This window comes from Sphingopyxis indica, assembly GCF_900188185.1.
Classification (GTDB): domain Bacteria; phylum Pseudomonadota; class Alphaproteobacteria; order Sphingomonadales; family Sphingomonadaceae; genus Sphingopyxis; species Sphingopyxis indica.
The window spans coordinates 401,593-425,898 of the sequence record NZ_FZPA01000001.1 but is presented as its reverse complement, the minus strand read 5'-3'; the positions used below and the strand labels follow the sequence as shown (position 1 = coordinate 425,898).

30 protein-coding genes are annotated in these 24,306 nt (G+C 66.3%); 12 read left to right on the top strand and 18 right to left on the bottom strand.

Annotated features, from left to right (window positions below; all coding sequences use genetic code 11):
* Positions 1-51 precede the first annotated feature (51 nt).
* The 4 genes from CHB69_RS01950 to CHB69_RS01935 all read right to left on the bottom strand — a co-directional run bounded on the left by CHB69_RS01950 (position 52) and on the right by CHB69_RS01935 (position 4,276).
* Positions 52-513 (bottom strand): hypothetical protein, encoded by a 462-nt coding sequence (locus tag CHB69_RS01950; RefSeq protein ID WP_089214281.1) that lies wholly within the window; start codon positions 511-513, stop codon positions 52-54.
* Positions 514-546: 33 nt separating this feature from the next.
* Entirely contained in the window at positions 547-2,928 is a 2,382-nt protein-coding gene (gene glyS / locus CHB69_RS01945; protein WP_089214280.1) for a glycine--tRNA ligase subunit beta, read from the bottom strand.
* Positions 2,928-3,323, bottom strand: coding sequence for an endonuclease domain-containing protein (locus CHB69_RS01940; protein ID WP_281252645.1), 396 nt, complete (start codon positions 3,321-3,323; stop codon positions 2,928-2,930). The genes glyS and CHB69_RS01940 overlap by 1 nt, the downstream gene beginning before the upstream one ends.
* A 71-nt stretch (positions 3,324-3,394) precedes the next feature.
* Entirely contained in the window at positions 3,395-4,276 is an 882-nt protein-coding gene (locus tag CHB69_RS01935) for a glycine--tRNA ligase subunit alpha (RefSeq protein WP_089214747.1), read from the bottom strand.
* Positions 4,277-4,526: 250 nt separating this feature from the next.
* Between CHB69_RS01935 and CHB69_RS01930 the strand changes: the two genes are divergently transcribed.
* The 6 genes from CHB69_RS01930 to CHB69_RS01905 all read left to right on the top strand — a co-directional run bounded on the left by CHB69_RS01930 (position 4,527) and on the right by CHB69_RS01905 (position 8,699).
* Positions 4,527-4,742 (top strand): helix-turn-helix transcriptional regulator, encoded by a 216-nt coding sequence (locus tag CHB69_RS01930; protein ID WP_089214746.1) that lies wholly within the window; start codon positions 4,527-4,529, stop codon positions 4,740-4,742.
* Positions 4,732-5,361: a hypothetical protein gene (locus tag CHB69_RS01925; RefSeq protein ID WP_089214278.1), complete on the top strand. Its 630-nt coding sequence runs from the start codon at positions 4,732-4,734 to the stop codon at positions 5,359-5,361. The genes CHB69_RS01930 and CHB69_RS01925 overlap by 11 nt, the downstream gene beginning before the upstream one ends.
* 54 nt (positions 5,362-5,415) lie before the next feature.
* Positions 5,416-6,366 (top strand): TraB/GumN family protein, encoded by a 951-nt coding sequence (locus CHB69_RS01920; protein ID WP_089214745.1) that lies wholly within the window; start codon positions 5,416-5,418, stop codon positions 6,364-6,366.
* Positions 6,363-7,262, top strand: a complete 900-nt coding sequence (locus CHB69_RS01915) for a TraB/GumN family protein (RefSeq protein ID WP_245836439.1) — start codon at positions 6,363-6,365, stop codon at positions 7,260-7,262. The genes CHB69_RS01920 and CHB69_RS01915 overlap by 4 nt, the downstream gene beginning before the upstream one ends.
* A 71-nt stretch (positions 7,263-7,333) precedes the next feature.
* The gene (locus CHB69_RS01910) at positions 7,334-8,176 is read left to right on the top strand and encodes a TauD/TfdA dioxygenase family protein (RefSeq protein WP_089214277.1); all 843 of its coding nucleotides are present in this window, start codon (positions 7,334-7,336) and stop codon (positions 8,174-8,176) included.
* 52 nt (positions 8,177-8,228) lie between these two features.
* A complete protein-coding gene (locus CHB69_RS01905) occupies positions 8,229-8,699 on the top strand; it encodes a host attachment family protein (RefSeq protein ID WP_089214276.1) in 471 nt (156 codons plus the stop codon).
* Here CHB69_RS01905 and CHB69_RS01900 read toward each other — a convergent pair.
* Positions 8,696-9,370 carry a lysoplasmalogenase family protein gene (locus tag CHB69_RS01900; protein ID WP_089214275.1) on the bottom strand — a complete coding sequence of 225 codons (675 nt, stop codon included), beginning with the start codon at positions 9,368-9,370 and terminating at the stop codon, positions 8,696-8,698. The genes CHB69_RS01905 and CHB69_RS01900 overlap by 4 nt on opposite strands.
* 75 nt (positions 9,371-9,445) lie before the next feature.
* Here CHB69_RS01900 and trmFO point away from each other — a divergent pair, with 75 nt between their 5' ends.
* The gene (gene trmFO, locus CHB69_RS01895) at positions 9,446-10,792 is read left to right on the top strand and encodes a methylenetetrahydrofolate--tRNA-(uracil(54)-C(5))-methyltransferase (FADH(2)-oxidizing) TrmFO (protein ID WP_089214274.1); all 1,347 of its coding nucleotides are present in this window, start codon (positions 9,446-9,448) and stop codon (positions 10,790-10,792) included.
* A 213-nt stretch (positions 10,793-11,005) separates the two neighbouring features.
* On the opposite strand, the gene CHB69_RS01890 is transcribed toward trmFO, so the two are convergent.
* Complete coding sequence (locus tag CHB69_RS01890; RefSeq protein WP_089214273.1) at positions 11,006-11,473, bottom strand: EF-hand domain-containing protein; 468 nt, start codon at positions 11,471-11,473, stop codon at positions 11,006-11,008.
* 101 nt (positions 11,474-11,574) lie between these two features.
* On the opposite strand from CHB69_RS01890, the gene CHB69_RS01885 reads away from it, so the two are divergent.
* Positions 11,575-12,480 carry a hydrogen peroxide-inducible genes activator gene (locus CHB69_RS01885; protein WP_089214272.1) on the top strand — a complete coding sequence of 302 codons (906 nt, stop codon included), beginning with the start codon at positions 11,575-11,577 and terminating at the stop codon, positions 12,478-12,480.
* 89 nt (positions 12,481-12,569) lie between these two features.
* Here CHB69_RS01885 and CHB69_RS01880 read toward each other — a convergent pair whose 3' ends face one another.
* Genes CHB69_RS01880 through pgsA form a run of 3 tightly spaced genes read right to left on the bottom strand, consistent with a single transcriptional unit; the run spans position 12,570 to position 13,844 of the window.
* Entirely contained in the window at positions 12,570-13,010 is a 441-nt protein-coding gene (locus CHB69_RS01880; protein WP_089214271.1) for a molybdenum cofactor biosynthesis protein MoaE, read from the bottom strand.
* Positions 13,007-13,264 carry a molybdopterin converting factor subunit 1 gene (gene moaD, locus CHB69_RS01875; RefSeq protein WP_089214270.1) on the bottom strand — a complete coding sequence of 86 codons (258 nt, stop codon included), beginning with the start codon at positions 13,262-13,264 and terminating at the stop codon, positions 13,007-13,009. The genes CHB69_RS01880 and moaD overlap by 4 nt, the downstream gene beginning before the upstream one ends.
* Before the next feature lie 4 nt (positions 13,265-13,268).
* The gene (pgsA, locus tag CHB69_RS01870) at positions 13,269-13,844 is read right to left on the bottom strand and encodes a CDP-diacylglycerol--glycerol-3-phosphate 3-phosphatidyltransferase (protein ID WP_089214269.1); all 576 of its coding nucleotides are present in this window, start codon (positions 13,842-13,844) and stop codon (positions 13,269-13,271) included.
* Between the two features lie 161 nt (positions 13,845-14,005).
* Here pgsA and CHB69_RS01865 point away from each other — a divergent pair, with 161 nt between their 5' ends.
* Positions 14,006-15,301 (top strand): MFS transporter, encoded by a 1,296-nt coding sequence (locus CHB69_RS01865; protein ID WP_089214268.1) that lies wholly within the window; start codon positions 14,006-14,008, stop codon positions 15,299-15,301.
* Between the two features lie 9 nt (positions 15,302-15,310).
* Here CHB69_RS01865 and CHB69_RS01860 read toward each other — a convergent pair whose 3' ends face one another.
* From CHB69_RS01860 to nadC, 3 genes are all read right to left on the bottom strand, one after another.
* A complete protein-coding gene (locus tag CHB69_RS01860; protein ID WP_089214267.1) occupies positions 15,311-15,547 on the bottom strand; it encodes a hypothetical protein in 237 nt (78 codons plus the stop codon).
* Between the two features lie 94 nt (positions 15,548-15,641).
* Positions 15,642-16,337, bottom strand: a complete 696-nt coding sequence (locus CHB69_RS01855) for a ribonuclease T2 family protein (protein WP_245836438.1) — start codon at positions 16,335-16,337, stop codon at positions 15,642-15,644.
* A gap of 10 nt (positions 16,338-16,347) precedes the next feature.
* Positions 16,348-17,193 (bottom strand): carboxylating nicotinate-nucleotide diphosphorylase, encoded by an 846-nt coding sequence (gene nadC / locus CHB69_RS01850; RefSeq protein WP_089214265.1) that lies wholly within the window; start codon positions 17,191-17,193, stop codon positions 16,348-16,350.
* 208 nt (positions 17,194-17,401) lie between these two features.
* Between nadC and CHB69_RS01845 the strand changes: the two genes are divergently transcribed.
* Positions 17,402-18,538 (top strand): NAD(P)H-dependent flavin oxidoreductase, encoded by a 1,137-nt coding sequence (locus CHB69_RS01845; RefSeq protein ID WP_089214264.1) that lies wholly within the window; start codon positions 17,402-17,404, stop codon positions 18,536-18,538.
* Positions 18,539-18,585: 47 nt separating this feature from the next.
* Here CHB69_RS01845 and CHB69_RS01840 read toward each other — a convergent pair whose 3' ends face one another.
* A complete protein-coding gene (locus CHB69_RS01840; protein ID WP_089214743.1) occupies positions 18,586-19,035 on the bottom strand; it encodes a peptidylprolyl isomerase in 450 nt (149 codons plus the stop codon).
* Between the two features lie 169 nt (positions 19,036-19,204).
* Between CHB69_RS01840 and mgtE the strand changes: the two genes are divergently transcribed.
* Both mgtE and CHB69_RS01830 read left to right on the top strand, forming a co-directional pair.
* Positions 19,205-20,656: a magnesium transporter gene (gene mgtE, locus CHB69_RS01835; RefSeq protein ID WP_089214263.1), complete on the top strand. Its 1,452-nt coding sequence runs from the start codon at positions 19,205-19,207 to the stop codon at positions 20,654-20,656.
* Positions 20,657-20,878: 222 nt separating this feature from the next.
* On the top strand, positions 20,879-21,007 hold the full coding sequence (locus tag CHB69_RS01830) for an entericidin A/B family lipoprotein (RefSeq protein WP_089214262.1): 129 nt from the start codon (positions 20,879-20,881) through the stop codon (positions 21,005-21,007).
* Between the two features lie 382 nt (positions 21,008-21,389).
* Here the strand turns inward: CHB69_RS01830 and tatC are convergent, their stop codons facing one another.
* The 5 genes from tatC to CHB69_RS01805 form a co-directional block, all read right to left on the bottom strand.
* Positions 21,390-22,124 carry a twin-arginine translocase subunit TatC gene (tatC, locus tag CHB69_RS01825; RefSeq protein WP_089214742.1) on the bottom strand — a complete coding sequence of 245 codons (735 nt, stop codon included), beginning with the start codon at positions 22,122-22,124 and terminating at the stop codon, positions 21,390-21,392.
* A 50-nt stretch (positions 22,125-22,174) separates the two neighbouring features.
* Complete coding sequence (gene tatB, locus CHB69_RS01820) at positions 22,175-22,579, bottom strand: Sec-independent protein translocase protein TatB (RefSeq protein ID WP_089214261.1); 405 nt, start codon at positions 22,577-22,579, stop codon at positions 22,175-22,177.
* 32 nt (positions 22,580-22,611) lie between these two features.
* Positions 22,612-22,857, bottom strand: coding sequence for a twin-arginine translocase TatA/TatE family subunit (locus tag CHB69_RS01815; RefSeq protein WP_089214260.1), 246 nt, complete (start codon positions 22,855-22,857; stop codon positions 22,612-22,614).
* A 69-nt stretch (positions 22,858-22,926) separates the two neighbouring features.
* The gene (scpB, locus tag CHB69_RS01810) at positions 22,927-23,526 is read right to left on the bottom strand and encodes an SMC-Scp complex subunit ScpB (protein ID WP_089214259.1); all 600 of its coding nucleotides are present in this window, start codon (positions 23,524-23,526) and stop codon (positions 22,927-22,929) included.
* Positions 23,523-24,299, bottom strand: a complete 777-nt coding sequence (locus CHB69_RS01805; RefSeq protein WP_089214258.1) for a segregation and condensation protein A — start codon at positions 24,297-24,299, stop codon at positions 23,523-23,525. Before CHB69_RS01805 ends, scpB begins: the two co-directional genes overlap by 4 nt.
* Positions 24,300-24,306 lie beyond the last annotated feature (7 nt).

Here is a 24,306-nt window from a genome sequence, read left to right as displayed (position 1 = left end):
GGGAATAGGTATGCAATCGCATTTGGTCGATTCAGTTTTGCTTTAGCGGGGTCAGCCTGGCCTGCCTCCATTTCGCGCCTGCCATGCGTCGAAGAGCGACTGCCCCGCCGACCCGCCGAAGGTCAACATCGGCACGTCGCGGCGGAAGCTCAGCTGATGCGCCTTGATCCACAGCGTCTTGCGCGGCTCGATCGAGGCGACCTGGTCCCAGCCGATGTGCAGCAACGGGTGGAACAGGCGGAAAAGGATCATCGGCCGCAGATAGAAACCGCGCTCGTCGATCCAGACGCTCACCGCGTTGCGATAGCTGACGCCGCCCGGAAAGCGGCCGATGACCATCGTTGCCAGCGAATGACGGCGCGCATGGTCGGGGACCGGCCGGTCCCAGGCGAAGGCCGGCAGGAACTTCGACCAGCCGGCCCACGACAGGATGCGGGCGATGAAAAGCCACATCGCGACGAAAAACAGCGGAAAGCCCAGCGCGAAAATCCAGATGAGATGAGTATTGTTCATGGCGCCATTCCCCCTTTGGATGATGGACGGACCCTAACCCTCTATCTTCGAGAAATCGGCGACGCTGTGCACCGCATCACGGAATCGCGCAAGCAGGCCGAGGCGGAAGGCGCGCGCCGCCGGATCGGGATCATTGACCATCACGCCGTCGAAAAAGGCGTCTACGGCCGAGCGCAAGCTGGCGAGCGCAGCCATGGCGTCGGTGAAGCGCTCCTCGGCGACCGCCGCGGCGGCGGCCGGCTCGGCGGCGTCGAGCGCGGCGAGGAGAGTAGCTTCCGCGGGATCCAATTCTCCCCTCCCGCTTGCGGGAGGGGTCGGGGGAGGGCCTATTTCATGGGAAGCGGCATTCGACACGCCCTCCCCTAGCCCCTCCCGCAAGCGGGAGGGGGACTCCTCACCTGCCTGCTTCAAAATATTCGCCGCACGCTTGTAACCCGCGAGCAGGTTGGCGCCGTCATCGCTCGCCATAAACGCCTGCAACGCCTTCACGCGGGCGAGGAGGCGAACGAGATCATCCTCGCCCCCGAGCGCGAACACCGCGTCGATCAGGTCGTGCCGGACACTGGCTTCGCGTTGTTGGATTTTGAGACGATCGGCGAAGAAACCGAGGAGATCGGTTGTCCCCTGCCCCGCCTTCATCACAATCTGGCGACCCTCTTCAGTTGCGCTCGGCATTGAAGTTCGCAGAGCGGCAGCCAGCGCGGCGTTTGCAGCCGACTCCCCAAAGCTCGACTTTAGCTCTGCAAACATTCCGGCGGCGATTTTGCTAAGCGGAGGCTCTGATTTCTTTAACAATTGGATTGCATGCTGAAAGAGCGGCTCGCCTAGCCGCAGACGAAGCTTTTCAGCTGTTAGTAGTTGGATGGCTCCAATCGCGGCTCGCCGAAGGGCGAACGGATCTTTCGATCCGGTGGGCTTCAATCCATAGGCAAAAAAAGCCACCAGCGTATCCAACTTATCCGCCAACGCCACAGCCACCGTCACCGGCGCGGTCGGCACGTCGTCGCCCTGCCCGACCGGCTTGTAATGATCGCGGATCGCGTCGGCGACGGCATCGGGCAACCCTTCGGCGCGGGCGTAATAGCCGCCCATCAGGCCCTGCAATTCGGGGAATTCGCCGACCATTTCGGTGACGAGATCGGCCTTGCACAGCCGTGCCGCGAGCTCGGCCTGGTCGGCGAGCGAAAGCCCCTCCCCTTCAGGGGAGGGGGTGGGGTGGGGCCTGTCGGCCTGCGCCGCGTCAGGACGAGAGGCCACACCCCCGGCTCCTCCCCTGAAGGGGCGGGGTGAATCGGCGACGATCCCCTCTTCGACCAGCCAGCGCGCGAGCTTTGCCACCCGCTCGACCTTGTCGGCGACCGTCCCCAGCTTTTCATGGAAGGTGATATTCTTCAGCTTCTCGGCGTGCTCCGCGAGCGTCTTTTTCTGGTCCTGCTCCCAGAAGAAGCGCGCGTCGGACAGGCGCGCCGCCAGCACCTTGCGGTTGCCCGCGACAATCTCCGCCCCGCCGTCGCTCGCGGCGATGTTCGCGGTGCAGACGAAGCCGTTGGCGAGCTTGCCATCGGCGCCGGTGACGACGAAATATTTCTGGTTCACCCGCGCGGTGAGCTGGATCACCTCGGGCGGCACCTCCAGAAACGCTTCGTCGAAGCGGCCGAGCAGCGGCACCGGCCATTCGGTCAGGCCCGCATTCTCGATCACCAGCCCCTCGTCGGCGACGAGGCTCAACCCCGCATCGGCCGCGGCCTTCGCGGCGCCGTCGCGGATGATCGCCGCGCGTTCGTCATGGTCGACGATGACGTGGCACGCACGCAGCTTGTCGGCATAGTCGGCGGCCGATCCGATTGTGATCTCGCCCGGACAGTGAAAGCGATGGCCGCGCGTCGCGAAGCCCGCCGCAATCCCGCCGACCTCGCAAGCGATCAGTTCCTCGCCGAACAGCGCGACAATGCCCGACAGCGGGCGGACCCAGCGCAGGCTTTCGCTGCTTTGGCTTTCGCGGCCCCAGCGCATCGACTTGGCCCAGGCAAAGCCGCGAACGATCGCGGGAATCGCCTCGGCGAGCACATCGGCGGTCGCGCGACCGGGTTTGTCGATCACCGCAAACCACACGCCGTCGCGTTCCTCGATCTGCTCCTGCGTGAGCCCGGTCTTGCGCAGGAAACCTTCGAGCGCCTGCGGCGGCGCGCCGGTACGCGGGCCTTTCAGTTCCTCGCTGACCGCCGCTGTGGCGTCGGGAAGGTCTTTGGCGATCAACGCAAGGCGGCGCGGCGTCGACCAGATGGTGAGTTCGCCCACCTCGATGCCCGCCGCGCCCAGCTGCGCGCGGAACAGCTTTTCAAGCTCGGCACGCGCGCCGGCCTGCATCCGCGCGGGGATTTCTTCGCTGCGAAGTTCGAGCAGGAAGTCGGTCATCAGAGTTCCTCCCCGCTTGCGGGGAGGGGGACCGCGCCGAAGGCGTGGTGGAGGGGGTTCTCGGCCTTCGACCGCAGCAGCGCGACTACGCCATCCATATTTTCCAGTACATCCTTCGCTGCGAAGCGGACAATTTCAAATCCTTGCGCCGACAGAAACGCGTCGCGCGCTGCGTCACGAACGGGATTCGCCCCGCGATTATGGGCCTCGCCATCGATTTCAACGATCAGCTTGGCGGCCATGCAGCAAAAGTCGGCAACATAGGGTCCAACGGGGTGCTGGCGGCGGAATTTCATGCCGAGTTTTTGCCCGTGAAGTTCTTGCCACAGCAACACCTCGGGGAGAGTCATTTCGCGGCGAAGCCTCCGCGCTGCATGGACCGGCGGGCGTCGCAGGCCTCGCGAGCCCCCTCCACCACGCTTCGCGTGGTCCCCCTCCCCGTTCCGGGGAGGATTTTGGACGGCCATCACAGCGTCCACCCCGGATAATTCGTGGCCCACCGCTCCGACTGGCTGTCGATCCACGCCTTGCAGCTGCCCTTCGCGAGATCGCGGACGCGCGCCATGTAATTGGCGCGTTCCTGCACGCTGATCACGCCGCGCGCTTGCAAGAGGTTGAAGAGGTGGCTCGCCTCGATCGCCTGGTCATAGGCGGCGAGCGGCACCCCCGCGTCGATCGCGCGCTTGCACTCTTCCTCGGCGGCCTTGAAGCCGGCGAACAGGCTGTCGGTGTCGGCGACCTCGAAATTCCATTTCGAAAATTGCCGTTCGTTTTCAAGGAACACGTCGCCATAGCTCACACCCGCTACATCACCGACGGGATCGGAGAAGCGCAGGTCGTACACATTGTCGACATTCTGTATATACATGGCGAGCCGTTCGAGCCCATAGGTCAGCTCGCCCGCGACGGGCTTGCAGTCGAAGCCTCCCATCTGCTGAAAATAAGTGAACTGCGTGACTTCCATCCCGTCGCACCACACTTCCCAACCGAGCCCCCACGCGCCGAGCGTGGGCGATTCCCAGTCATCCTCGACGAAGCGGATGTCGTGGAGCAGCGGGTCGATGCCGATCGCGGCGAGGCTGCCGAGATACTGGTCCTGCAGGTCGGCGGGCGACGGCTTCAATATCACCTGATATTGGTAATAATGCTGGAGCCGGTTCGGATTCTCGCCATAGCGGCCGTCGGTGGGGCGGCGGCTCGGCTGGACATAGGCGACGTTCCATGGCTCGGGGCCAAGGCTGCGCAAGGTCGTCGCAGGGTGAAAGGTGCCGGCCCCGACCCGCATGTCATAGGGCTGAAGGATCGCGCAGCCGCGCGCGCTCCAATAGGCGTGCAGCGTCAGGATCATGTCCTGAAAGCTCAGGGGTTTCTTTTCCGCCGCGTCGGCCACGCCTTTTCGCCCTCACTTCGCAGGTGCAACAAGTGCCGCCGCCTGTGGCGCAGCGGCGGCGCAGGGTCAAGGCTTGTGCGGCGCCGGGCAGGCCCGGAGCGCGCGATTGAAGGGCCGCGATGTAAGGTCTTGTTGACACAGTCAGCGAATCCTGACATTTAGTCAATAACAGCTGACATATCGTCAGGGTTGCATGACGGACCTATGCGTGAACAACAAGCTGAAAGTGCTGCGGGCGATGCATGGCTGGAGCCAGGCCGAGCTGGCCGACCGGCTCGACGTGTCGCGGCAGGCGGTCAACGCGATCGAGACGGGGAAATACGACCCGTCGCTGCCGCTCGCCTTCAGGCTCGCGCGGCTGTTCGACATGCCGATCGAGGAGATTTTCGACGATGGCTACAAGGGAAACGACGATGCCGGATGACGCGCGCGACCGCGGAATGGTTTCGATCATCGGCTGGGCGACCGCGATCGTCATCGCGACCGGGTTCATCATCGGCGCCTTCGCTGGCTATAGCGACGCCATCGCCATTCGGGGCGGCACGCCGCTGCCCGTGTGGCTGGGTCCGCTCGTCGCACTGGCCTTTTGCGGGGCAGCCTTCACGCTCTATGCCCGCCACCACCGCGCCACCTGGCGGCAATGGTCGGCGCGCAAACGGCGCTATGGGCTGGCTATTGCCCTGCTCGCGCTGATCGGCGGCATCGTCGGCGCCTGGTTTTCGGTTCAATTGCCACACGATCAGGGGCCTTTCGAAGCGATGCGCGCGGACGCGTTCAGCCCCGCCTTCGCGATCGGCGCGTCGATCCTCTGGGTCGTCGGACTCGCGGCAGGCATGTTTTTCTATCACCGCGCGATCGACGACCATGAACAACGCGCATGGCTGTGGGCTGGGCTCGCGGGCTGGTACGCCTTCGTCTTTCCCGCGCCCGCCTGGTGGGCGCTCCACCGCGCGGGGATCGCTCCCGAACCCGATGTGATGCTGTTGTTCCTCGTCTCGCTCGTCGTGAACAGCCTCGTCTATCTCTGGCTCAAATTTCGTTGATCGCGCCGCGCTTCGCTCCCAATGATCGAACCAACCAAGGAAAGGCTCCCCGTGATGAAAAAGATCCTCCGCACCCTCGCCGCGACCTGTGCGGTCATTCCGCTCGCCCAATGCGCGCTGTTCCCAGGCGGCAACGCCGTGATGGCAGTCGAGCCGGCGCAGGAGGTCGCGGCTCCCGCAGTTGCGGAGGGCGTCGACGCCGATCCGGCGCTGTGGGTGGTCAAGGACGAGGACACGACGATCTATCTGTTCGGCACCGTCCATGTCCTCAAACCCGGCCTCAGCTGGTTCGACGAGGCGGTGAAGGATGCGTTCGACAAGTCCGATGAGCTGATGCTCGAAATCGTCCTGCCCGAGGATCAGGCGGCGATGGCGCAGACGATGATCCCGCTGGCAATGGCGCAGGACGGCAAGACGCTGTCGTCGCGCCTCGCGCCCGACGACCGCGCCGCCTATCAGGCCGCGATGACCAAGGTCGGGGTTCCGCCGGCACAGTTCGACCAGTTCGAACCCTGGTTCGCGGCGGTGACGCTCTCGACGCTGCCGCTGATGAAGCTCGGCTTCGATCCCGAACAGGGCGCCGAGAAGCAGCTGACCGGACGCGCGAAGGCGGAAGGCAAACCGATCGAGGGGCTCGAGACGATCGAGCAGCAGCTCGGCTTTTTCGACACGCTCCCCGAATTTTCGCAGGTCGCCTTCCTCAATGCGGTGGTCAAGGACATCGACAAGATCGGCCCGACGCTCGACACGCTGGTCGATCAGTGGAGCAAGGGCGATCCCGACGGCCTCGCGCAGACGATGAACGAGAATATGGAAGCGACCCCTGATCTGGCCAAAAGGCTGCTCTTCGACCGCAATGCCGCCTGGGCGGAGCAGCTGCAGGCGCGAATGGCCGAACCCGGCACGGTGTTCGTCGCGGTCGGCGCGGGACATCTGGCGGGCGAACATAGCGTTCAGGACTATCTGAAGGAACGCGGGCTCACCGTCACGCGGGTCGACTATTGATCGAAGCAAAGGTCCGAACCGGGCGCCGGGGTCGCCGCATCGCGGCGGCCCTTTCGGCGTGCCTACTCGCCGCGTGCGGCAACCCGCAAGCAACGGTCGAGGCGCAGCCCGCGATGTGGCTCGCGGCGGACGACGACACGCAAATCTACATTCTGGGCACGATGCACGCGCTGCCCCCCGGCACCGACTGGGATCGCGGCAAGGTCGCCCGCGCGGTCGATCGGGCCGACGAACTGGTACTCGAACTCGCCCCCGACCAGCTGGCCGAAGCGGGCAAGGAATTTCAGCAGCTCGCCCCGCGTCAGGTGCCGCTCGCAATGGCCGAGCGCTTGCCGCCCGCCGCGCTTGCCGCCTATCGGGCGTTCGAGGCGGGCGGCGGCGCCTTCGACGCCGATGCGCTCGACGATTGGGCGGTGATGGTGCTGATGGGCCAGCGCGCCGCAGAGCAAGCCGCGCTGTCGCCCGCCGCGGGCGTCGAAGCGGGACTGACCGCGCGCTTTCAGGCCGCGGGAAAACCGGTCGCCGGACTCGAAACCGCGCACAGCCAGCTCATGCTGTTCGAGACGCTCGATCCGGCGACGCAGCGCGCGCTGCTCACCCGCGCCGCCGAGGATGCCGGCAGCGCGGTCGCCGACATCCGCGCGCTGACCGGCGCCTGGCGGCGCGGCGACACCGCCACGCTCGAGGCGCTGATCAACGAGGATGTCGATGCGGTCCCCGCGGCGCGCAAGGCGGTCATTACCGACCGGAACCGGGCATGGAGCCATTGGATTTTGCGGCGCATGGCCTCCCCCGGCACCGTGCTGGTCGCGGTTGGCGCGGGCCATCTGGTCGGCAAGGACGGCGTTCCCGCGCTACTGGAATCCGAAGGGCTGACCGTGACGCGCGTTCAATAAACGCGGGAACCTGCGCCGCGCAATTCCCGCCACCCATTGACGCCCCCTCCCCTTCGGCGCAGCATCGCGCGATGACGCTGACGATCATCCCGAGCGGCCAGGCGTGCGGCGCGCGCGTGACCGGGCTCGACCTCACGCGACCGCTCGCGCCCGAAACCGTTGCCGAACTGCGCGCCGCATGGCTCGATCACCATGTCCTCGCCTTCCCCGATCAAGCGATGAGCGACGACGATCTTGAGCGTTTTACACGCTATTTCGGGGACTTCGGCGACGATCCTTTCATCGCGCCGATCCCCGGCCGCCGCCACGTCATCGCGGTCCGGCGCCGCGCCGACGAGACCGCGCCGCTCTTCGCCGAAAACTGGCACAGCGACTGGAGCTTTCAGGCCCGCCCGCCCGCAGGCACCTGCCTGTTCGGGATCACCATTCCGCCGGTCGGCGGCAACACCGAATTCGCGAACCAGCACGCCGCGCTCGACGCGATGCCGGATGCCCTGCGCGCGCGCATCGAAGGCAGGCAGGCGATCCACAGCGCACGCGGCGGCTACGCGCCATCGGGCATGTACGGCGCCAAGGACAAGGGGCGCAGCATGGATATCCGCTCGGGCGACGAAGCGATGGCGACGCAGCGCCATCCGCTGATCCGCGCGCATCCCGAAACCGGCCGCGAAGGGCTGTTCGGCTGCGCGGGCTATATCATCGGTATCGAGGGAATGGACGACGCCGAAGCGCTGCCCCTGCTCTACGAATTGCTGCAATGGCAGGGCCGCGCCGAATTCCGCTACAGCCATGCGTGGGAACCGAACATGCTCGTGATGTGGGACAATCGCGCGGTGTTGCACCGTGCGACCGGCGGCTACGACGGCCACGACCGCCTGCTCCACCGCACGACGATCGCCGCGTGGGACGGATAGGGAAACTTCGCGGCGCGTCCATGCGTTCTTGTCCGCAGGAAGGAGCCCGACCATGTCCCTCAAACACGACGCGCTCGTTGTCGTCGCCGACGGCCGCAAGGCGCTGTTCCTGCGCAACCACGGCGATACTGGCCAGATCGACTTGCGCACCGCGAGTCACCGCGAGCGTGAGGACCGCATGGATCGCGAGATCAAGACCGGACCCGCGGGCCGTTCGGGGCGCCCCAGCGGAACGGGCGGCTTTCAGGATAGGATGGAGGAACCCGACTTCCACCAGCAGGAGGAAGACCGCTTCGCCCGCGACCTCGCCGAAAAGGTCAACGCAATGGCGCTGCGCGGAGATTTCGAGCAGCTCGTCATTGTCGCGCCCGCGCGCACGATGGGCGAATTGCGCCCGCTGTGGCACAAGGAAGTGGCAAGCCGCCTCGCCGGCGAGCACGTCAAGGAGATGACCGACCGCCCGGTTGCCGATATCGAGGCGCTGCTGGCGGGCGACGCCGCGCCGCCCTCGGGCGGCGGCTAGCTGACCGGCGCAACAGCTTCGCGGCTCAACGTCGCGACGACGCCCCATGCGATCAGCGCCTGTCCGGTGAAGTAGAGCGGCCAGACGAGCCAGCGCGTGATGTCGTGCGACAGCGCGCCGCCTTCGCCGGCAAAGATGAACAGGTCGCTCGCGAGGAACAGCATCGCGCCGATGCCGGTGCGATAGCGCGGAAAGCGGCTGACCCACGCGCTCGCCGCCATCGCCGCGACCACTGCGGTGTAGCCGATCGCCGCGCCGATGCCCTCGACCCCGCGCGTCAGCCCCCAAGCGATCAGCAGCGCGAGCGGCACGGTGACAAGGGCGAGCAACGCCTGCGATCCGCTGAGCCGCGCCCGCTTTTTGCCGAGGTAGAGCGCGATCGCGACCAGATGCCCCGCGGCGAAGGCCGCCGCCCCCGCCATCATCCCGGCCGCGTCGAGCAGCCAGTCGCCGAGCGCGCCGAGCGCCATCACCGCGGCGATCATCCAGCCGAAGCGCCCCCGTGCATTGGCCGCCGCCCACAGCGCGAGCAGGCCGACCCCGCTCGCCTTCCACGCCCAGATCGCCGGACCGTCCCAGCGCTGCAGGACCGCCGCGAAAAAGCTGATCCCGCCGACCAGCGCGAGCGCCCACAGCCAGCGCGCGCGATCCCAATTGCCGTTGCCGCTCATCCACCGCCCCTTTGCATCTTGCCTGCAACCGGCCTAGTGCGCGGCGGATCAAGCGCAAGTCAACGGTTAGGGTAAATGACGCACGACATCCATATCATCGGCGGCGGGCTCGCGGGGTCCGAGGCCGCATGGCAGCTCGCCGAGGCGGGCTATCGCGTGCGCCTGTCCGAAATGCGCGGCGGCGGCGACAGCACCCCGGCGCATCAGGGCGACACGCTCGCCGAGATGGTCTGCTCGAACAGCTTTCGCAGCGACGACGGCGACAGCAATGCCGTCGGCCTTCTCCACCGCGAGATGCGGACGCTCGGCTCGCTGATCATGCGCGAGGCCGACGCGACCAAGGTGCCCGCGGGCTCGGCGCTCGCGGTCGACCGCGACCTCTTCTCGGGCGGCGTCACCCGCGCGCTCACCGAGCATCCCAACGTCACCATCGTGCGCGAGCGCGTCGATACGCTGCCCGCCGAGGGCATGACGATCGTCGCCACCGGCCCCCTCACCGCCGCAAGCCTTGCAGAGAGCATCGGCGCGGCGACGGGCAAGGATTCGCTCGCCTTTTTCGACGCCATCGCGCCGATCGTCTATCGCGACAGCATCGACATGGACGTCGCGTGGATGGCGAGCCGCTGGGACAAGGTCGGGCCGATCGGCGACGGCAAGGATTATATCAACTGCCCGATGGACAAGGATCAATATCACGCCTTTGTCCAAGGCCTGATCGACGGCGAAAAGACCGACTTCAAGGACTGGGAAAAGGACACCCCCTATTTCGAGGGCTGCATGCCGATCGAGGTGATGGCCGAGCGCGGGGTCGAAACCTTGCGCTTCGGGCCGATGAAGGGCGTCGGCCTCGACAATCCGCGCACCGGCCGCTGGCCCTATGCGGTGGTGCAGCTCCGCCAGGACAATGCGCTCGGCACATTGTGGAACATGGTCGGCTTCCAGACCAAGCTGAAGCACGGCGCGCAGGTCGAGCTGTTCCGCACCATCCCCGGCCTCGAAAAGGCCGAGTTCGCACGGCTCGGCGGGCTCCACCGCAACAGCTTCATCCGCTCGCCCGAATTGCTCGACGAGCAGCTCCGCCTGAAGTCGGCGCCGCATATCCGCTTTGCGGGTCAGATCACCGGCTGCGAAGGCTATGTCGAAAGCGCCGCGATCGGCCTCGTCGCCGCGCGCTTCGCCGCCGCCGAACTCGCGGGCCGCCCCCTGCCCCCGCCGCCGCCCGAAACCGCCCTCGGCGCGCTGCTCGGCCACATCACCGGCGGCGCCGACGCCGCGAGCTATCAGCCGATGAACGTCAATTTCGGCCTCTTTCCCCCGCTCGCCGACGATGTCCGCAAGAAGGACCGCAAGCTGGGCTACACGCAGCGCGCGCGCGCGGCGCTGGCGGAGTGGATCAAGGTCGCGGAGGGCGTTGCGGCTTAGGGGTGGGCTGCCGGGGCCGGCACGCCTCGGACGGCCGTTTTGGGGCGGAGAGCGGCCCTCCCTCTCTCTTTGTCATTCCCGCGAAAGCGAGAATCCAGTGTGGAGCCAGCCGACGCACGCTCTGGATTCCCGCTTTCGCGGGAATGACAAGGTTATGAAATGCCGATCGTCGCTATCGGTCGTTTCCAGCCACTCCGCCCGAGCCCCAATTCCTCAACAGCTACACTTCGGCTTTACCGTCCGCTTCGGCGCGGTCGTTGCAAACTCGGCGCGGGTCAGGTCGCCCGACTTATCGGTGTCGGCGCCCGCAAAGCGGTCGCTCGTCGTCACCGCCCATTCCTCGAAGCTCAGCAGATTGTCGCCATTCTTGTCGAGCTTGCGAAAGGCCGCGGTGCGCGTCGACAGCATCTCGACGCGGCTGATCCGCTCGTTGCGGTCGCGGTCGTAACGGTTGAAGCGCCGCTCCTCGCGCGTCTCGGCCCTGGCCTCGGGAAGCTCGGGCGGCGCCGCGCCGCGCTTCGGCGCATTCGCCCCTGCGACCGGAATTTCGGGCAAGGCGGGCGGCGGATCGGGCATCGCGCGCACCTCGGCATCGCGGCTCAGACCCTGCCACAGGAACACGCCGCCGGTCAGCAGCAGCGCGCTTGCCACGCCGCCGATCAGAAATCGCGAAACCGCCATACAGCCCCCCTCGGGTGACGTTACATGCGTGGTGGGCTTCCGCCAAGATTCTTATCGACGGGGTTATTCAAATACACCCGTATGATTGCTATATCCGATCAATGCACAACTACCTCCCGTCCCTGAAGCAGATGCAATATCTCGTCGCGCTCCACGAACATGGTCATTTCGGCCGCGCCGCCGATGCGTGCAACGTCACCCAGTCGACCTTGTCGGCGGGCATCCGCGAGCTTGAGACATTACTCGGCCAGACGCTCGTCGAGCGCACGCGGCGGGTCGTGCGCTTCACGACGCTCGGCAATGCGATCGTCGAAAAGGCGCATCGCGTGCTGCGCGAGGCCGAGGAGCTTGCCGACATGGCCGCCGCCGCCGCCGCGCCGCTCGTCGGCGAACTGCGTATGAGCGTGATCCCGACGATCGCCCCCTTCCTCCTCCCCGACCTCTTGCCGCGGCTGCGCAAGGAGCGCCCGTCGCTCAAGCTCTTCCTGCGCGAAGAGCCGAGCGCGCAGGCGTGCGAATCGCTCCATCACGGGCAGGTCGACTGCGTGCTCCTCGCGCTTCCCTATGCGTGCGGCGACGTCGAGGCCGAAAATCTGTTCGACGACGCGCTCTTTGTCGCCTTTCCCGGCGAGCAATCCGAAGACCTCCCCGCGATGGTCAGCGCCGACCAGCTCGACCCCGCGCAGATGCTGATGCTCGAGGATGGGCATTGCCTGAAGGATCATGCGCTCGCGGCGTGCAACCGTCCCGAGCTGCGCGCCGGGGCGCGGATGATGGGCACCTCGCTCCACACGCTCGTCCAGATGGTCGACAACGGCCTCGGCATCACGATGCTGCCGCAAATGGCGATCGAGGCGGGCATCCTCGACCATACCGACATCGACACACGCCCGCTCGATTCAGACCATGACTGGCGCACGATCGCGCTCGTCTGGCGCAAGGGCAGCCCGCGCGCCGACGAATTCCGGATGCTCGCCGATATTTTCAGGAAGCATCGGGCGAAATAGCAAAGCTCGTCATTGCGAGCGAAGCGAAGCAATCCAGAACGGTTTGCGCTACTCTGGATTGCTTCGCTTCGCTCGCAATGACGGGAGGTTCAGTCCCACCGCTCCGCCCGCGCGCGGTCGCTGCCGCGTTCCTCGACCCAGGCCACGCGCCCATCCGCGAAGGTCTCGCGCTTCCACAGCATCACGTCGGTCTTCAGCCGGTCGATCAGAAATTCGCACGCCGCCAGCGCCTCAGCGCGGTGGCGGCTGCTCGCGAGGACAAGAACGATCGTGTCGCCCGGCGCCATCGCGCCGACGCGGTGGATCAGCGTCAGCGCGGCGAGGTTCCAGCGCGCCGCGGCTTCCTCGGCAAGCGCGACCAGCCCGCGCTCGGTCAGCAGCGGATGATGTTCGAGGAACAGTTCGGCAAGCCCGCCAGCGCCGCGCACGCGCCCGACGAAGCTCGCGCTCGCACCATGCCCGCCGGAGTCGTGCGCGGCATATTCGGCCGCGACGTCGATCGCCGCCGCCCCGACCGAAACGCGGATCATCCGCCCGTCACCGGCGGGAACAGCGCGACCTCGCCGGCATCGCCGATCGCCGCATCGGGGCCGACCATCGCGCCGCCCATCGCCGCGCGTATCCGCTGCGGCTCGGCAAAGGCGCGCGCGCCACGTTCGTCGCGCGCCGCGAGCCAGCGCACCAGATCGCCGACCGTCGCGACCCCCGCCGGCAGCTCGACCGTTTCCGCCGCCATCCCCATGCGCTCGCGAACCCAGGCGAAATAGACGATTTCGAGCGCCATCGGATCAATCCATATGTTTCAGGCCGACGCGCAGATAGTCCCAGCCGGTGACCAGCGTCAGCACCGCCGCGCCCCACAGCGAGGCGAGGCCGACGGTCTTGATCCACGCCATCGCGGGCAGCGCGCCTGCGAGGATCAGCGCACCGAACGCGACGAGCTGAAAGGTCGTCTTCCATTTGGCAAGCTGCGTCACCGGCATCGACACCTGCAAGGTCGCGAGGAATTCGCGCAGGCCCGACACGATGATCTCGCGCAGCAGAATGACCAGTGCGGCAATCACATGCCAGCCGTCGATGTCGCGCGTGAAGACGAGCAGCAGGATCACCGCCGCGATCATGATCTTGTCGGCGATCGGGTCGAGAAAGATGCCGAGCCGCGACACGGTGCCGCGCGCGCGCGCGACATAGCCGTCGAAATAATCGGTAATCCCCATCAGGCAGTAAAGCGCAAAGGCGACGGCATAGTCGATCGGCAGCGGCTGGTGCCCCGGGCTCTCCACCGCGCCGGGCCAAAGGAGGAAGAGCAGGATCGGCACCGCCAGGATTCGCGACAGCGTCAAAATGTTCGGAAGGCTCAGCATGACCCCTGATTCCCGCGATGCGGCATTTTTGGCCCCAAATGGGCTTTGACCCCATCTGCCCTAGCCGATAAGCCCCCCGGGCGACAACCGAATTGCCTTAGGGTCCATGGACCTTCAGCCTAGCATGGTGACCGAATGTATCTGAACCGAGTGGACCGCGGATGACCGGCTCCTTTTCGCTGCTGGGCCGCCGCCGCTTCCTGCCGCTGTTCGTCACCCAGCTTCTCGGCGCGTTCAACGACAATCTGTTCAAGAATGCGATGGTGCTGTTCGTGGTCTATGGCGTCTTCAACGACGAGGCTTCGGAAACGCTGTTCAGCGCCGTCGCGACCGCGCTCTTCATCCTGCCCTTCTTCCTGCTGTCGGCGCTCTCGGGACAGCTCGCCGACACGCGCGACAAGGCACGGATCATCCGCATCATCAAATTCTGCGAGATATTGATCATGCTCGTCGGCGGCGGCGGGCTGATTCTCGCGTGGATGGGCTGGGCCGTGCATCTGGCCGCGATCCCGCTGATGATGCTCGCGCTGTTCGCGATGGGCGTCCATTCGACCTTCTTCGGCCCGATCAAATATGCGATTCTGCCGCAGCATCTGCACCGCGACGAGGTGCTCGCGGGCACCGGGCTGGTCGAGGCGGGAACCTATATCGCGATCCTCGCGGGCACGATCCTCGCGGGCGTGATCGACGTCGAATGGGCGGCGCTCGGCGTCGTCCTCGTCGCCGCTGCGGGCTATTGGACCGGCCGGCAGGTTCCCCCCGCGCCGCCCGAGCATGAAGAAACGGGGATCGACTGGCACATCATCCGCTCGTCGATCACGCTCGTCCGCGCGACGATGCACATTCCGCGCCTCTATCTCGCAATCCTGTCGATCAGCTTCTTCTGGACGATCGGCGCGGTGCTGTTCATCCAGTTCCCGCCGCTGGTGAAGAATATCCTCCACGCCGACAAGAGCGTCGCGAGCCTGTTCCTCGCGGTCTTTTCGATCGGGATCGCGATCGGCTCGGTCGCGGTCAACCGGCTGCTCAAGGGCGAAGTGTCGGCGCGCTACAGCCCGGCGAGCGTAATCGTGATGGGGCTGTTCGTGCTCGCCTTCTATTGGGTATGCCGCGGCTGGGAGCATGACCCGACCGGCGCGATGTACGGCATCGGCGGCTTTCTGGGCCACGCCGACGTCGTCCCGCTGCTCGCGGCGCTGCTCGGCATCGCGGTCAGCGGCGGCATGTTCGTGGTCCCGCTCTATGCCTTCCTCACCACGACGGTGCCGAAGGACCAGACCGCGCGCACGGTCGCGGCGAACAATATCGTCAATTCGGGCGCGATGGTCGCGGGTTCGCTGCTCGCGCTCGGCCTCAGCATCGCCGGCATCGGCGTCGTCGACCAGCTGTTGATGAGCGCCGTGATGTGCGTGATCTCGGCCTGGCTCGCGGTCCAGCTCCACCGCGCCTGCGATTGACGCCCGCGGTCAGAGCAAAAACATCATCGTCGCGGTGAAGAAGATCGCGAAACTCTCGGCGAACAGGCGGATGTCGCTGCTGCTCGCGAACATCGGCTGCGGCTTTCGCTCTTCGGCAAGCTTGCGGCGGAGTTCGCCGGCCCAGTCGGCGGGAGCGCTCAGCCGGGCGATCGCGAGCTGGCGGGCGCCGTGCGCGCGTATCAGTCCACGAATGTCGACGCGGTCTTCGGGGTCGAGTCCATCCATGCCCCAAAGCTAGGCGCGTCTTTACGAAGTGGTAAGGTTAGAAATGCGTTAACGCGGCGCCTGTCCCGGTGCGGGACGCGAGAGGCAAGGCGGCTTAACGCGGCATCGGCCGCACCCGGACCGGGCGGCGATCGCCCGCGCCGGCCTGAAAAGGCTTGCAGCGCTGCGGCCGCATCCGCGCGCCGAGACACAGGCGCACTTCGTCGAGCCAGCCCTTGCGATCGACCGCGACCGCGATCATCGGCGCGGCGATTCCCGGATTGACCTCGGCAAAGGCGCGGCGGATCGACCCCGCGGTCTGCGGCGACGCCGCGAGCGCCTTCATGTCGGGAAAGCGCACCGCGCCGAACAATATTTCGGCGGCGCGGAAATAAGCGGCGGGATGCGGACTCATGCAGGTGCCGTGCTTCGCCCATTCGTGCTGCAACAGCTGCGCCGACGGCGTCATGCACATATGCCGGCGCAGCACCGGCGCGGGGACGATCTTCGCCGGACGGCACCACTGCGGATAGGCGGGGCCGTCGGCCTCGGGCCACAGCCCGTGCAGCACCCAGCCGAAGCGGCCATCCTCGCCCGAACATTGGAAGCGATCGCGCGCACCTTTCGGATCGCGCACGCTCGCGCAATGCTGCGGCGACCAGCTCATGCTGAGCAGATAGCCGCCGATCTTCGTCTTGCGCACGGGTTCGCCGCGCGGCGGCTTTTCGGTGCGCGGCACCGGCAGCCGCTCGGGCGCCTTGCACGCCAGCGCCTGCGCGTGGGCGGCGGTGGGCGCAAGCAGCAGCGCCAATGCGGCGAGGCTAGGCCAGCGCAAAATCGAGCCCGATGTCGGCGGCCGGCGCCGATTGCGTCAATCGTCCGACCGAAACATAGGTCACGCCCGTGGCCCCGATCGCGCCGATCGTTTCCAGCGTCACGCCGCCCGACGCTTCGACCGGCACGCGGCCCGCGACGATGGCGACCGACTTGCGCAGATCCTCCAAACCCATATTGTCGAGCAGCAGATGCGTCGCACCCGCACCGAGCGCGGGTTCGACCTGATCGACGCGGTCGACCTCGACGATGATAGTCTCGATCCCCGCCGCGACCGCGCGCCGCGCGGCTTCCTCGACCGATCCCGCGACCGCGACATGATTGTCCTTGATCATCGCCGCATCCCAAAGCCCCATGCGGTGATTGGTCGCGCCGCCCATCCGCGTCGCATATTTTTCCAGAACGCGCAGACCCGGAATCGTCTTGCGCGTGTCGAGCAGGGTCGCCGCGCCGCCCAGCGCGTCGACATAGCGGCGCGTCAGCGTCGCGATTCCCGACAGATGCTGCACCGTGTTGAGCGCCGAGCGTTCGGCGGTCAGCATCGCGCGCGCATTGCCCGACAGGCGCATCAGGTCGGTGCCTGCGGTCACCCCCTCGCCTTCCTCGACCAAAATCTCGATCGCCATCGCCGGGTCGAGCGCGCGAAAGAAACGCTCGGCGATCGGCAGCCCCGCGACGGTGATCGCGTCGCGGCTGTCCATCACCCCCTCGAACCGCGCATCGGCGGGGATCACCGCCAGCGACGTGATGTCGCCGCCGCTGCCGAGATCCTCGGCAAGCGTGGCGCGGACGAAGGCGTCGAGGTCGAGGCCGGGGAGCGTAAATTCGGTCATGGCCCCCGCGATAAAGGCTGGCCGGCGCAAATCAACTTGACGTTTACGTCAACTGTCGCTGACATGGCTGCCGAAACAAGCCCAGCCTTCGTCGTTGCGAGGAGCCGAAGGCGACGCCGCAATCCAGAGTGCGCGTAAACCGCTCTGGATTGCTTCACCCGGCTTTGCCGGGTTCGCAATGACGAGCTGGGGAAACGGGAGACGAACTATGCAATCGCCCATCTGCGCCATGCTCGGCATCGAATTTCCGCTGCTCGCCTTTTCGCACTGCCGCGACGTCGTCGTCGCGGTGTCGAAGGCGGGCGGCATGGGTGTGTTCGGCGCCGCCGCGCTGCCGCCCGAGCGGCTCGAGGAAGAGCTGGCGTGGATCGACGGCCATATCGGCGGGCGCCCCTATGGCGTCGACCTGATCGTCCCCAACAGCTTCGCGGGCAAGGGCGAGGCGCCCGCCGCGGGCGCGCCGCAGATTCCCGAAACGCACCGTGGCTTCGCCGCCGGCGTGCTCGAAAAATTCGGCGTCGATGCAGAGGGACTCGACGATGCAATGGCGGCGCGGCAGAGCTTCGGCGACAATATGCACGAGGAAGGCGCGGCGAAGCTGCTCGAAGTCGCCTTCCGCCACCCGATCAAGCTGATCGCCAACGCGCTCGGCGTCCCGCCGCCGCTGATGCTCGACCTCGGCAAGCGGCATAATGTCCCCGTCGCGGCGCTCGTCGGCACACGCGACCACGCGCTCGCGCAGGTCCGCGCCGGAGTCGACATCCTCGTCGTCGCGGGCGGCGAAGCGGGCGGTCATTGCGGCGAGGTCGCGACGATGGTGCTCGTCCCCGAAGTCGCCGCGGCGCTCGACGCGATCGGCGACACCACCCCGATCCTTGCCGCGGGCGGCATCGTCACCGGGCGCCAGATGGCGGCGGCGATGGCGATGGGCGCCCACGGCGCCTGGTGCGGATCGGTGTGGCTGACCACCGCCGAGGCCGAGACGAACCCGGTCGTCAAGGACAAGATGCTCGCCGCGAGCGCGCGCGACACGGTGCGCTCGAAAAGCCGCACCGGTAAGCCGTCGCGCCAGCTCCGCTCGCCCTGGACCGACGCGTGGGAGGCGGAGGGCGCGCCGAAACCGCTGCCGATGCCGCTGCAATCGCTGGTCAGCGAACCCGCGCTGCGCAAGGTCGACAAGCTGTCGGAGGGCGGCCACGAAGGCGCCAAGGTGCTCGCGACCTATTGGGTCGGCCAGGGCGTCGGCCTGATGAACGAAGCGATGGGCGCCGGGCAGGTCGTCCAGGCCTTCAAGGAAGACTGGATCGCCGCCTGCGAGCGGCTGAACGGATTTGTGGGGGAGTGAGCGGACAATAAAGCCCCTCCTCTGAAGAGGAGGGGGTAATCGGCCCTTTACGAAACCGTCGCCTTGACGATCTTCCCCGGGTTCGCCGGCGGCTCGCCCTTGGGCAGCGCGTCGACATTTTCCATGCCTTCGATCACTTCGCCCCAGACGGTATATTGATTGTCGAGGAAGCGCGCGTCGTCGAAGCAGATGAAGAACTGGCTGTTCGCGCTGTTCGGGTTCATCGCGCGCGCCATCGAACAAACGCCGCGCACATGCGGCTCGCTGTTGAACTCGGCCGCAAGGTCGGGAAGCTGGCTGCCGCCCATGCCGGTGCCCGTCGGGTCGCCGCCCTGCGCCATGAAGCCGTCGATCACGCGGTGAAAGACGACGCCGTCGTAAAAGCCGTCCTTGGCGAGCGTTGTGATGCGCTCGACATGCTGGGGGGCAAGGTCGGGGCGCAGGCGGATGACGACATCGCCCGTCGACAGCGACAGGGTCAGGGTCTGGTCGGACATGGGAAAGCTCCTCTGGTTGGATTTGCCGGTGCCATAGCCGCGCCGGGCGCCAAAGCCACGCATTAATTGCCCGCGCCGAGCGGCGGAGCGTTGCCAAGCCCGGGCGGCACGACTAGGGGAGAGGTGGGTTCAGCAGGCCGGTTCGCCGGCCACGACAGGGAGGTCCGCGATGGACAAACGCGAAGATTCCCTGCCCCCCGAAGAGCTTATGGTCGACGAGGATTTCGATCATGAGCGCGACGCCGCGCCCCCCGACACCGAACTCGACGAGGACGACCGGCTGAAGCCCGAATTCGTCCGCGACGTGATCGACCTTGCCGAAGCCGGCGAGCATGAGGCGGCGCGCGAACGCGTCGGCCGCCTCCACCCCGCCGACATCGCCGACCTCTTCGAACTCGTCTCGGACGAGGACCGTCCGCTCCTCGCCTCGGTGCTCGGCGACCTCCTCTCGCCCGATGTGCTCGCCGAGATGAACGATTATGTGCGCGAGCGGCTGATCGACCTGCTCGCGCCCGAACAGGTCGCCGAAATCGCCTCCGAACTCGATACCGACGACGCCGTCGCGATCATCGAGGATATGGAGGAGGACGAGCAGCAGGCGGTCCTCGACGCGCTCGATCCGGAGGACCGCGCGGCGATTCAGGACGCCCTTTCCTTCCCCGAGGAGACCGCCGGGCGCCTGATGCAGCGCGAATATGTCGCGGTGCCCGAACATGTCACCGTCGGCGACGTCATCGACCGGCTGCGCGAAGATCAGGATCTGACCCCCGATTTCTGGGAAATCTTCGTCGTCGATCCGATGCACCGCCCGATCGGCACCTGCCAGCTCAGCTGGATATTGCGCACCCCGCGCGACATCGCGATCAGCGACGTGATGCAGCGCGAACAGACGCTGATCCCGGTCGACATGGATCAGGAAGAGGTTGCGCTGCGCTTTCAGAAATATGCGCTGATCTCGGCCGCGGTGGTCGACAAGGCGGGGCGGCTCGTCGGCATGATCACGGTCGACGACATCGTCCACATCATTCAGGAAGAGGCGGGCGAGGACATCCTCCGCCTGTCGGGTGCCGGCGACGGCGACATAAACGAGCCGATCCGCGAAACCTACAGCGCGCGCGTGCGCTGGCTCGTCGCCAATCTCGGCACCGCGCTCGTCGCCTCGACGATCGTCGGGCTGTTCGGCGGCGCGATCGAGCATATGGTCGCGCTCGCCGCGCTGATGCCGATCGTCGCGGGGGTCGGCGGCAATGCGGGAACGCAGACGCTGGCGGTCACCGTGCGCGCGCTCGCGATGAACCAGCTCACCGATTCGAACAGCTGGCGCGCGGTGTGGCGCGAAATGAAGATCGCGCTGCTGAACGGCGGCACGATCGCGCTGATCGCCGGCAGCGGCACCGCGCTCTGGTTCGCCAATCCCGGACTCGGCGGGGTGATTGCCGCGGCGATGATCGTCAATATCTTCGTCGCGGGGGTCGCCGGAGTCGCGATCCCGCTCCTCCTCGACCGGCTCGATCAGGACCCCGCGGTCGCCAGTTCGATCTTCGTGACGATGACCACCGATTCGATGGGTTTCCTTGCCTTTCTGGGGCTCGCAGTGGCCAGCGGCCTCACCAGCCTCTGAAAATAAAGCTCCTGATTCCAAGCGATTCAAAAGATTCTCAAAAAAAATGCATCACTCGAATTTTTTTCGGGAACTTATCGGCGCGCAGAGGTGTTTCCCCTTCGAGCAGCGGTCATCGCCCCCCCGCAGCGCTGCTCAGCAACATTGGCCCGGCCCGCATTCCCTCCCCCCCCTCGAAGCGAGCCGGGCCATTTTGCTAAAAATTCCTGTGAGAGGTGAAAGATGACGAGTTTCCGCGTAATTCTGCTCGCCCTGATGGCAAGCTTTCTGGTTACGGCTTGCAACACCGTCAAAGGTGCCGGTCGCGACATCGAGTCGGTCGGTCAGGCGGGAAGCGACGCGATTCACTGATCGCGATACGTTCTTACCCTATACCTCTTCGCGAGGTTCGACAGGCGCTCCTCTCCGGGCGCCTGTTTTGTTTTGGGGGTCATGGTCTTTCAAAACGCGAGCGCTTTCGACTGGAGGCAGCGCTCACAGTCTTCGTCACCCCGACCTTGTTTGGCGATTATCTCTATTGCATCCATATGCCCCGTCATTGCGAGCGAAGCGAAGCAATCCAGAGCGGTTTACGCACACTCTGGATTGCTTCGCTTCGCTCGCAATGACGAAATCCGGATGCGAAGGGAATAATCGCCAAAGGAGTTCAGCATGACGGCAAGGAGAGGAGGCGTCCTCCCCCGTCCGAAATGCACCCGTATCGCAACGGATAGGATCGCCTCTGCCTGGCCGCCTATTCGGCCGCTTCGGCCACGCGCTTTTCGCGCCGCCGCGTGAACCAGATGGCGAATATCGACATTTCGTAGAGCAGGATCAGCGGCACCGCGAGCAGGAACTGGCTCAAAATGTCGGGCGGCGTCGCGACCGCGGCGATCGCGAAGGCGGCGACGATCATATAGCGGCGCGCCGAAATCAGCTGTTCGCGCGATACGAGGCCCGCGCGCTCGATCAGCATCAGCAGGATCGGCAGCAGGAAAGCGATGCCGAACGCCATGATGAACTGCATGATGAAGCTCAGGTAATTGCCGACCGAGGGCAGCGCCTCCTGCGTCACTCCGCCGACCTCGCCCTGATAGCCGAGCAGGAATTTGAGCGCGAGCGGCACGGTGATGAAATAAGCGAAACAGGCGCCGATCGCGAACAGCACCGGCGTCGCGAAGAGAAAGGGCAGCAGCGCGCGCCGCTCCTTGCGATAGAGGCCGGGCGCGACGAATTTCCACAGCTGGTTCGCAATCACCGGAAAGGCGAGCATCATCGCCGCGAACAGCGCGACCTTGATCTCGACGAAAAAGGCCTCGAACAATTGCGTATAGATGAGCTTGCCCTGCCCCGCCGCGAGCAGCGGGTGGACGAGAATGCCGAAAATCGGCCGCGCGAAATAGAGGCACACGCCAAAGCAGAGCGCGATCGCGACCAGCGACTTCAGCAGGCGCGAGCGCAGCTCGATCAGATGGTCGAGCAGCGGCATCTTGCCGCCGGCACCGTCCTCGTCCTCGGTGGTTGCTATCGTGTCGTCGGTCACGGCAGCGGCCCGTCCTTCGGCGGCACGGCGTGCGTTTCGGGCGCGGGTTCGGCAGGCGCCTCGTCGTCCCCGCTTGCCTCCGCCGGCACCTCGCCCTCGGCGGGCTTGCTGTCCTGCGGCGGGGTCGTCGCGGGGATCATCGCCGGATTGTCGGCCTCGTCGATGCGCGGAAATTCGCGCATGATCGCCTCATTCTGTTCGCGCCACTGCTTTTCGAGCTCCTCGAGCTCGGCCTCGCGCATCATCGTGTCGAGCCCGGCGCGGAAGTGGCGCGCCATGCCGCGCGCCTTGCCGACCCATTTGCCGACGAAGCGCATCGCCTTGGGCAGATCCTTGGGACCGATGACGACCAGCGCCACTACCACGACGAGCAGCAACTCGGTCGGCGCGACATCGAACATGCTTCAACCTGTGCTTGCGGACGGAACGTGGCTCAGCGGCGATCCGTCTCGGCGGTCGGGGCCGGAGTCGCGGCCGGCGGAACGTCGGGCGCGCGCTGCCCCTCGATCTGCCGCGGTGCGGGCGACGGGGGCGTCTCCTCGTCTTCCGACATGCCCTTCTTGAAGCTTTTGATACCCTTGGCGACGTCGCCCATCATGTCGGAAAAGCGTCCCTTGCCGAACAGCAGCAGGACGAGGATTCCGACGATCAGCCAGTGCCAGATGCTCAAACCACCCATCAATTATCTCCTTGCGCCGCCCATATAGGGGCAGACGATCGCGATTGCACGCGCGAGCTGGCGAAATAACTATTCTTCTTCGCCGTCCTTGACCAACTCCAGCTCGCCCATCGCCTCTTCGAAGGCGAGATCGACCGGGTCGAGCAGGCCGGCGGCCCGCAGATCCTCGATTCCCGGCAAATCCTTGCGGCTGGTAAGGCCGAAATGCTGCAAAAAAGCGTCGGTGGTCTTATAGGTCAGCGGCCGCCCCGGCACCTCGCGCCGCCCCGCGGGCGCGATCCATTCGGCCTCCATCAGCACGTCGAGCGTTCCCTTCGAGGTCTGCACCCCGCGGATCGCCTCGATCTCGGCGCGGCTCACCGGCTCGTGATAGGCGATAATCGCGAGCACCTCCGACGCCGCGCGCGACAGCTTGCGCGGATCGTCGCGCTCCCTGCGCAGCAGATGCGCCAGATCGGCAGGGGTCTGGAAATGCCAGTGCCCGCCGCGCTCGACGAGTTCGATCCCGCTCCCCGCGTGGCGCGCGGCGATCGCCTGAATGATCGCGCGGACGTCCCCCGGCGTCATCGTATCGCCGAGCCGCGCCGCGACCTGGCGTGCGTCAAGCGGTTCGTCGCTCGCGAACAGCATCGCCTCGATGGCGCGTTCGGTGTCGTCGATCGGGGTCATGCGGAAGGCGCCTTCAGATAGAGCGGTTCGAATGCACCGTCCTGTTTCAGCTCGACCCGCCCCTGCCGCGCGAGTTCGAGCGCGGCGAGGAAGCTCGACGCGATCGCCGAGCGGCGCAGCGGGCCGTCGTAATCGGACGGCAGGAAAGCGGAAAGTTCGGTCCAGTCGAGCTTCACCCCGATCAGCCGCTCGAGATGATGCAGCGCGGCGTCGAGCGTCACCACCGGACGCCGCGACACCATATGGATCACCGGCTCGGTGCGCAGCTTGACCCGCCCATAGGCCGAGAGAAGGTCGTAAAGGCTCGCGTCCCAGCGCCGCACGCGAACCTCGTGCAGACCTTCGGGCTTCGGGCGCGCGAACACGTCGCGGCCGAGGCGGTCGCGCGCGAGGAGCCGCGCCGCCGCCTCGCGCATCGCCGCGAGCCGCTGGAGCCTGAGTTGCAGCCGCAGCGCGAGCTCGTCGGGCGACGGCTCGGCCTCGGGGTCCTTGGGCAGCAACAGCGCCGATTTGAGGTAAGCGAGCCACGCCGCCATCACCAGATAATCGGCCGCGACCTCGAGCTTCAGCGCGCGCATCTCGGCAATGAAGGCCAGATATTGCTCGACGAGTGCGAGGATCGAAATCTGCCGAAGATCGACCTTCTGCCCGCGCGCGAGCGTCAGCAGCAGGTCGAGCGGCCCTTCCCAGCTTTCGAGGCTGATTTGCAGCGCTTCGTCGCGCTCTGCCGCCGCCGGGGCAATTTCGAAGTCGAGCGGCAGATCCTCGTCCATCGGCGGC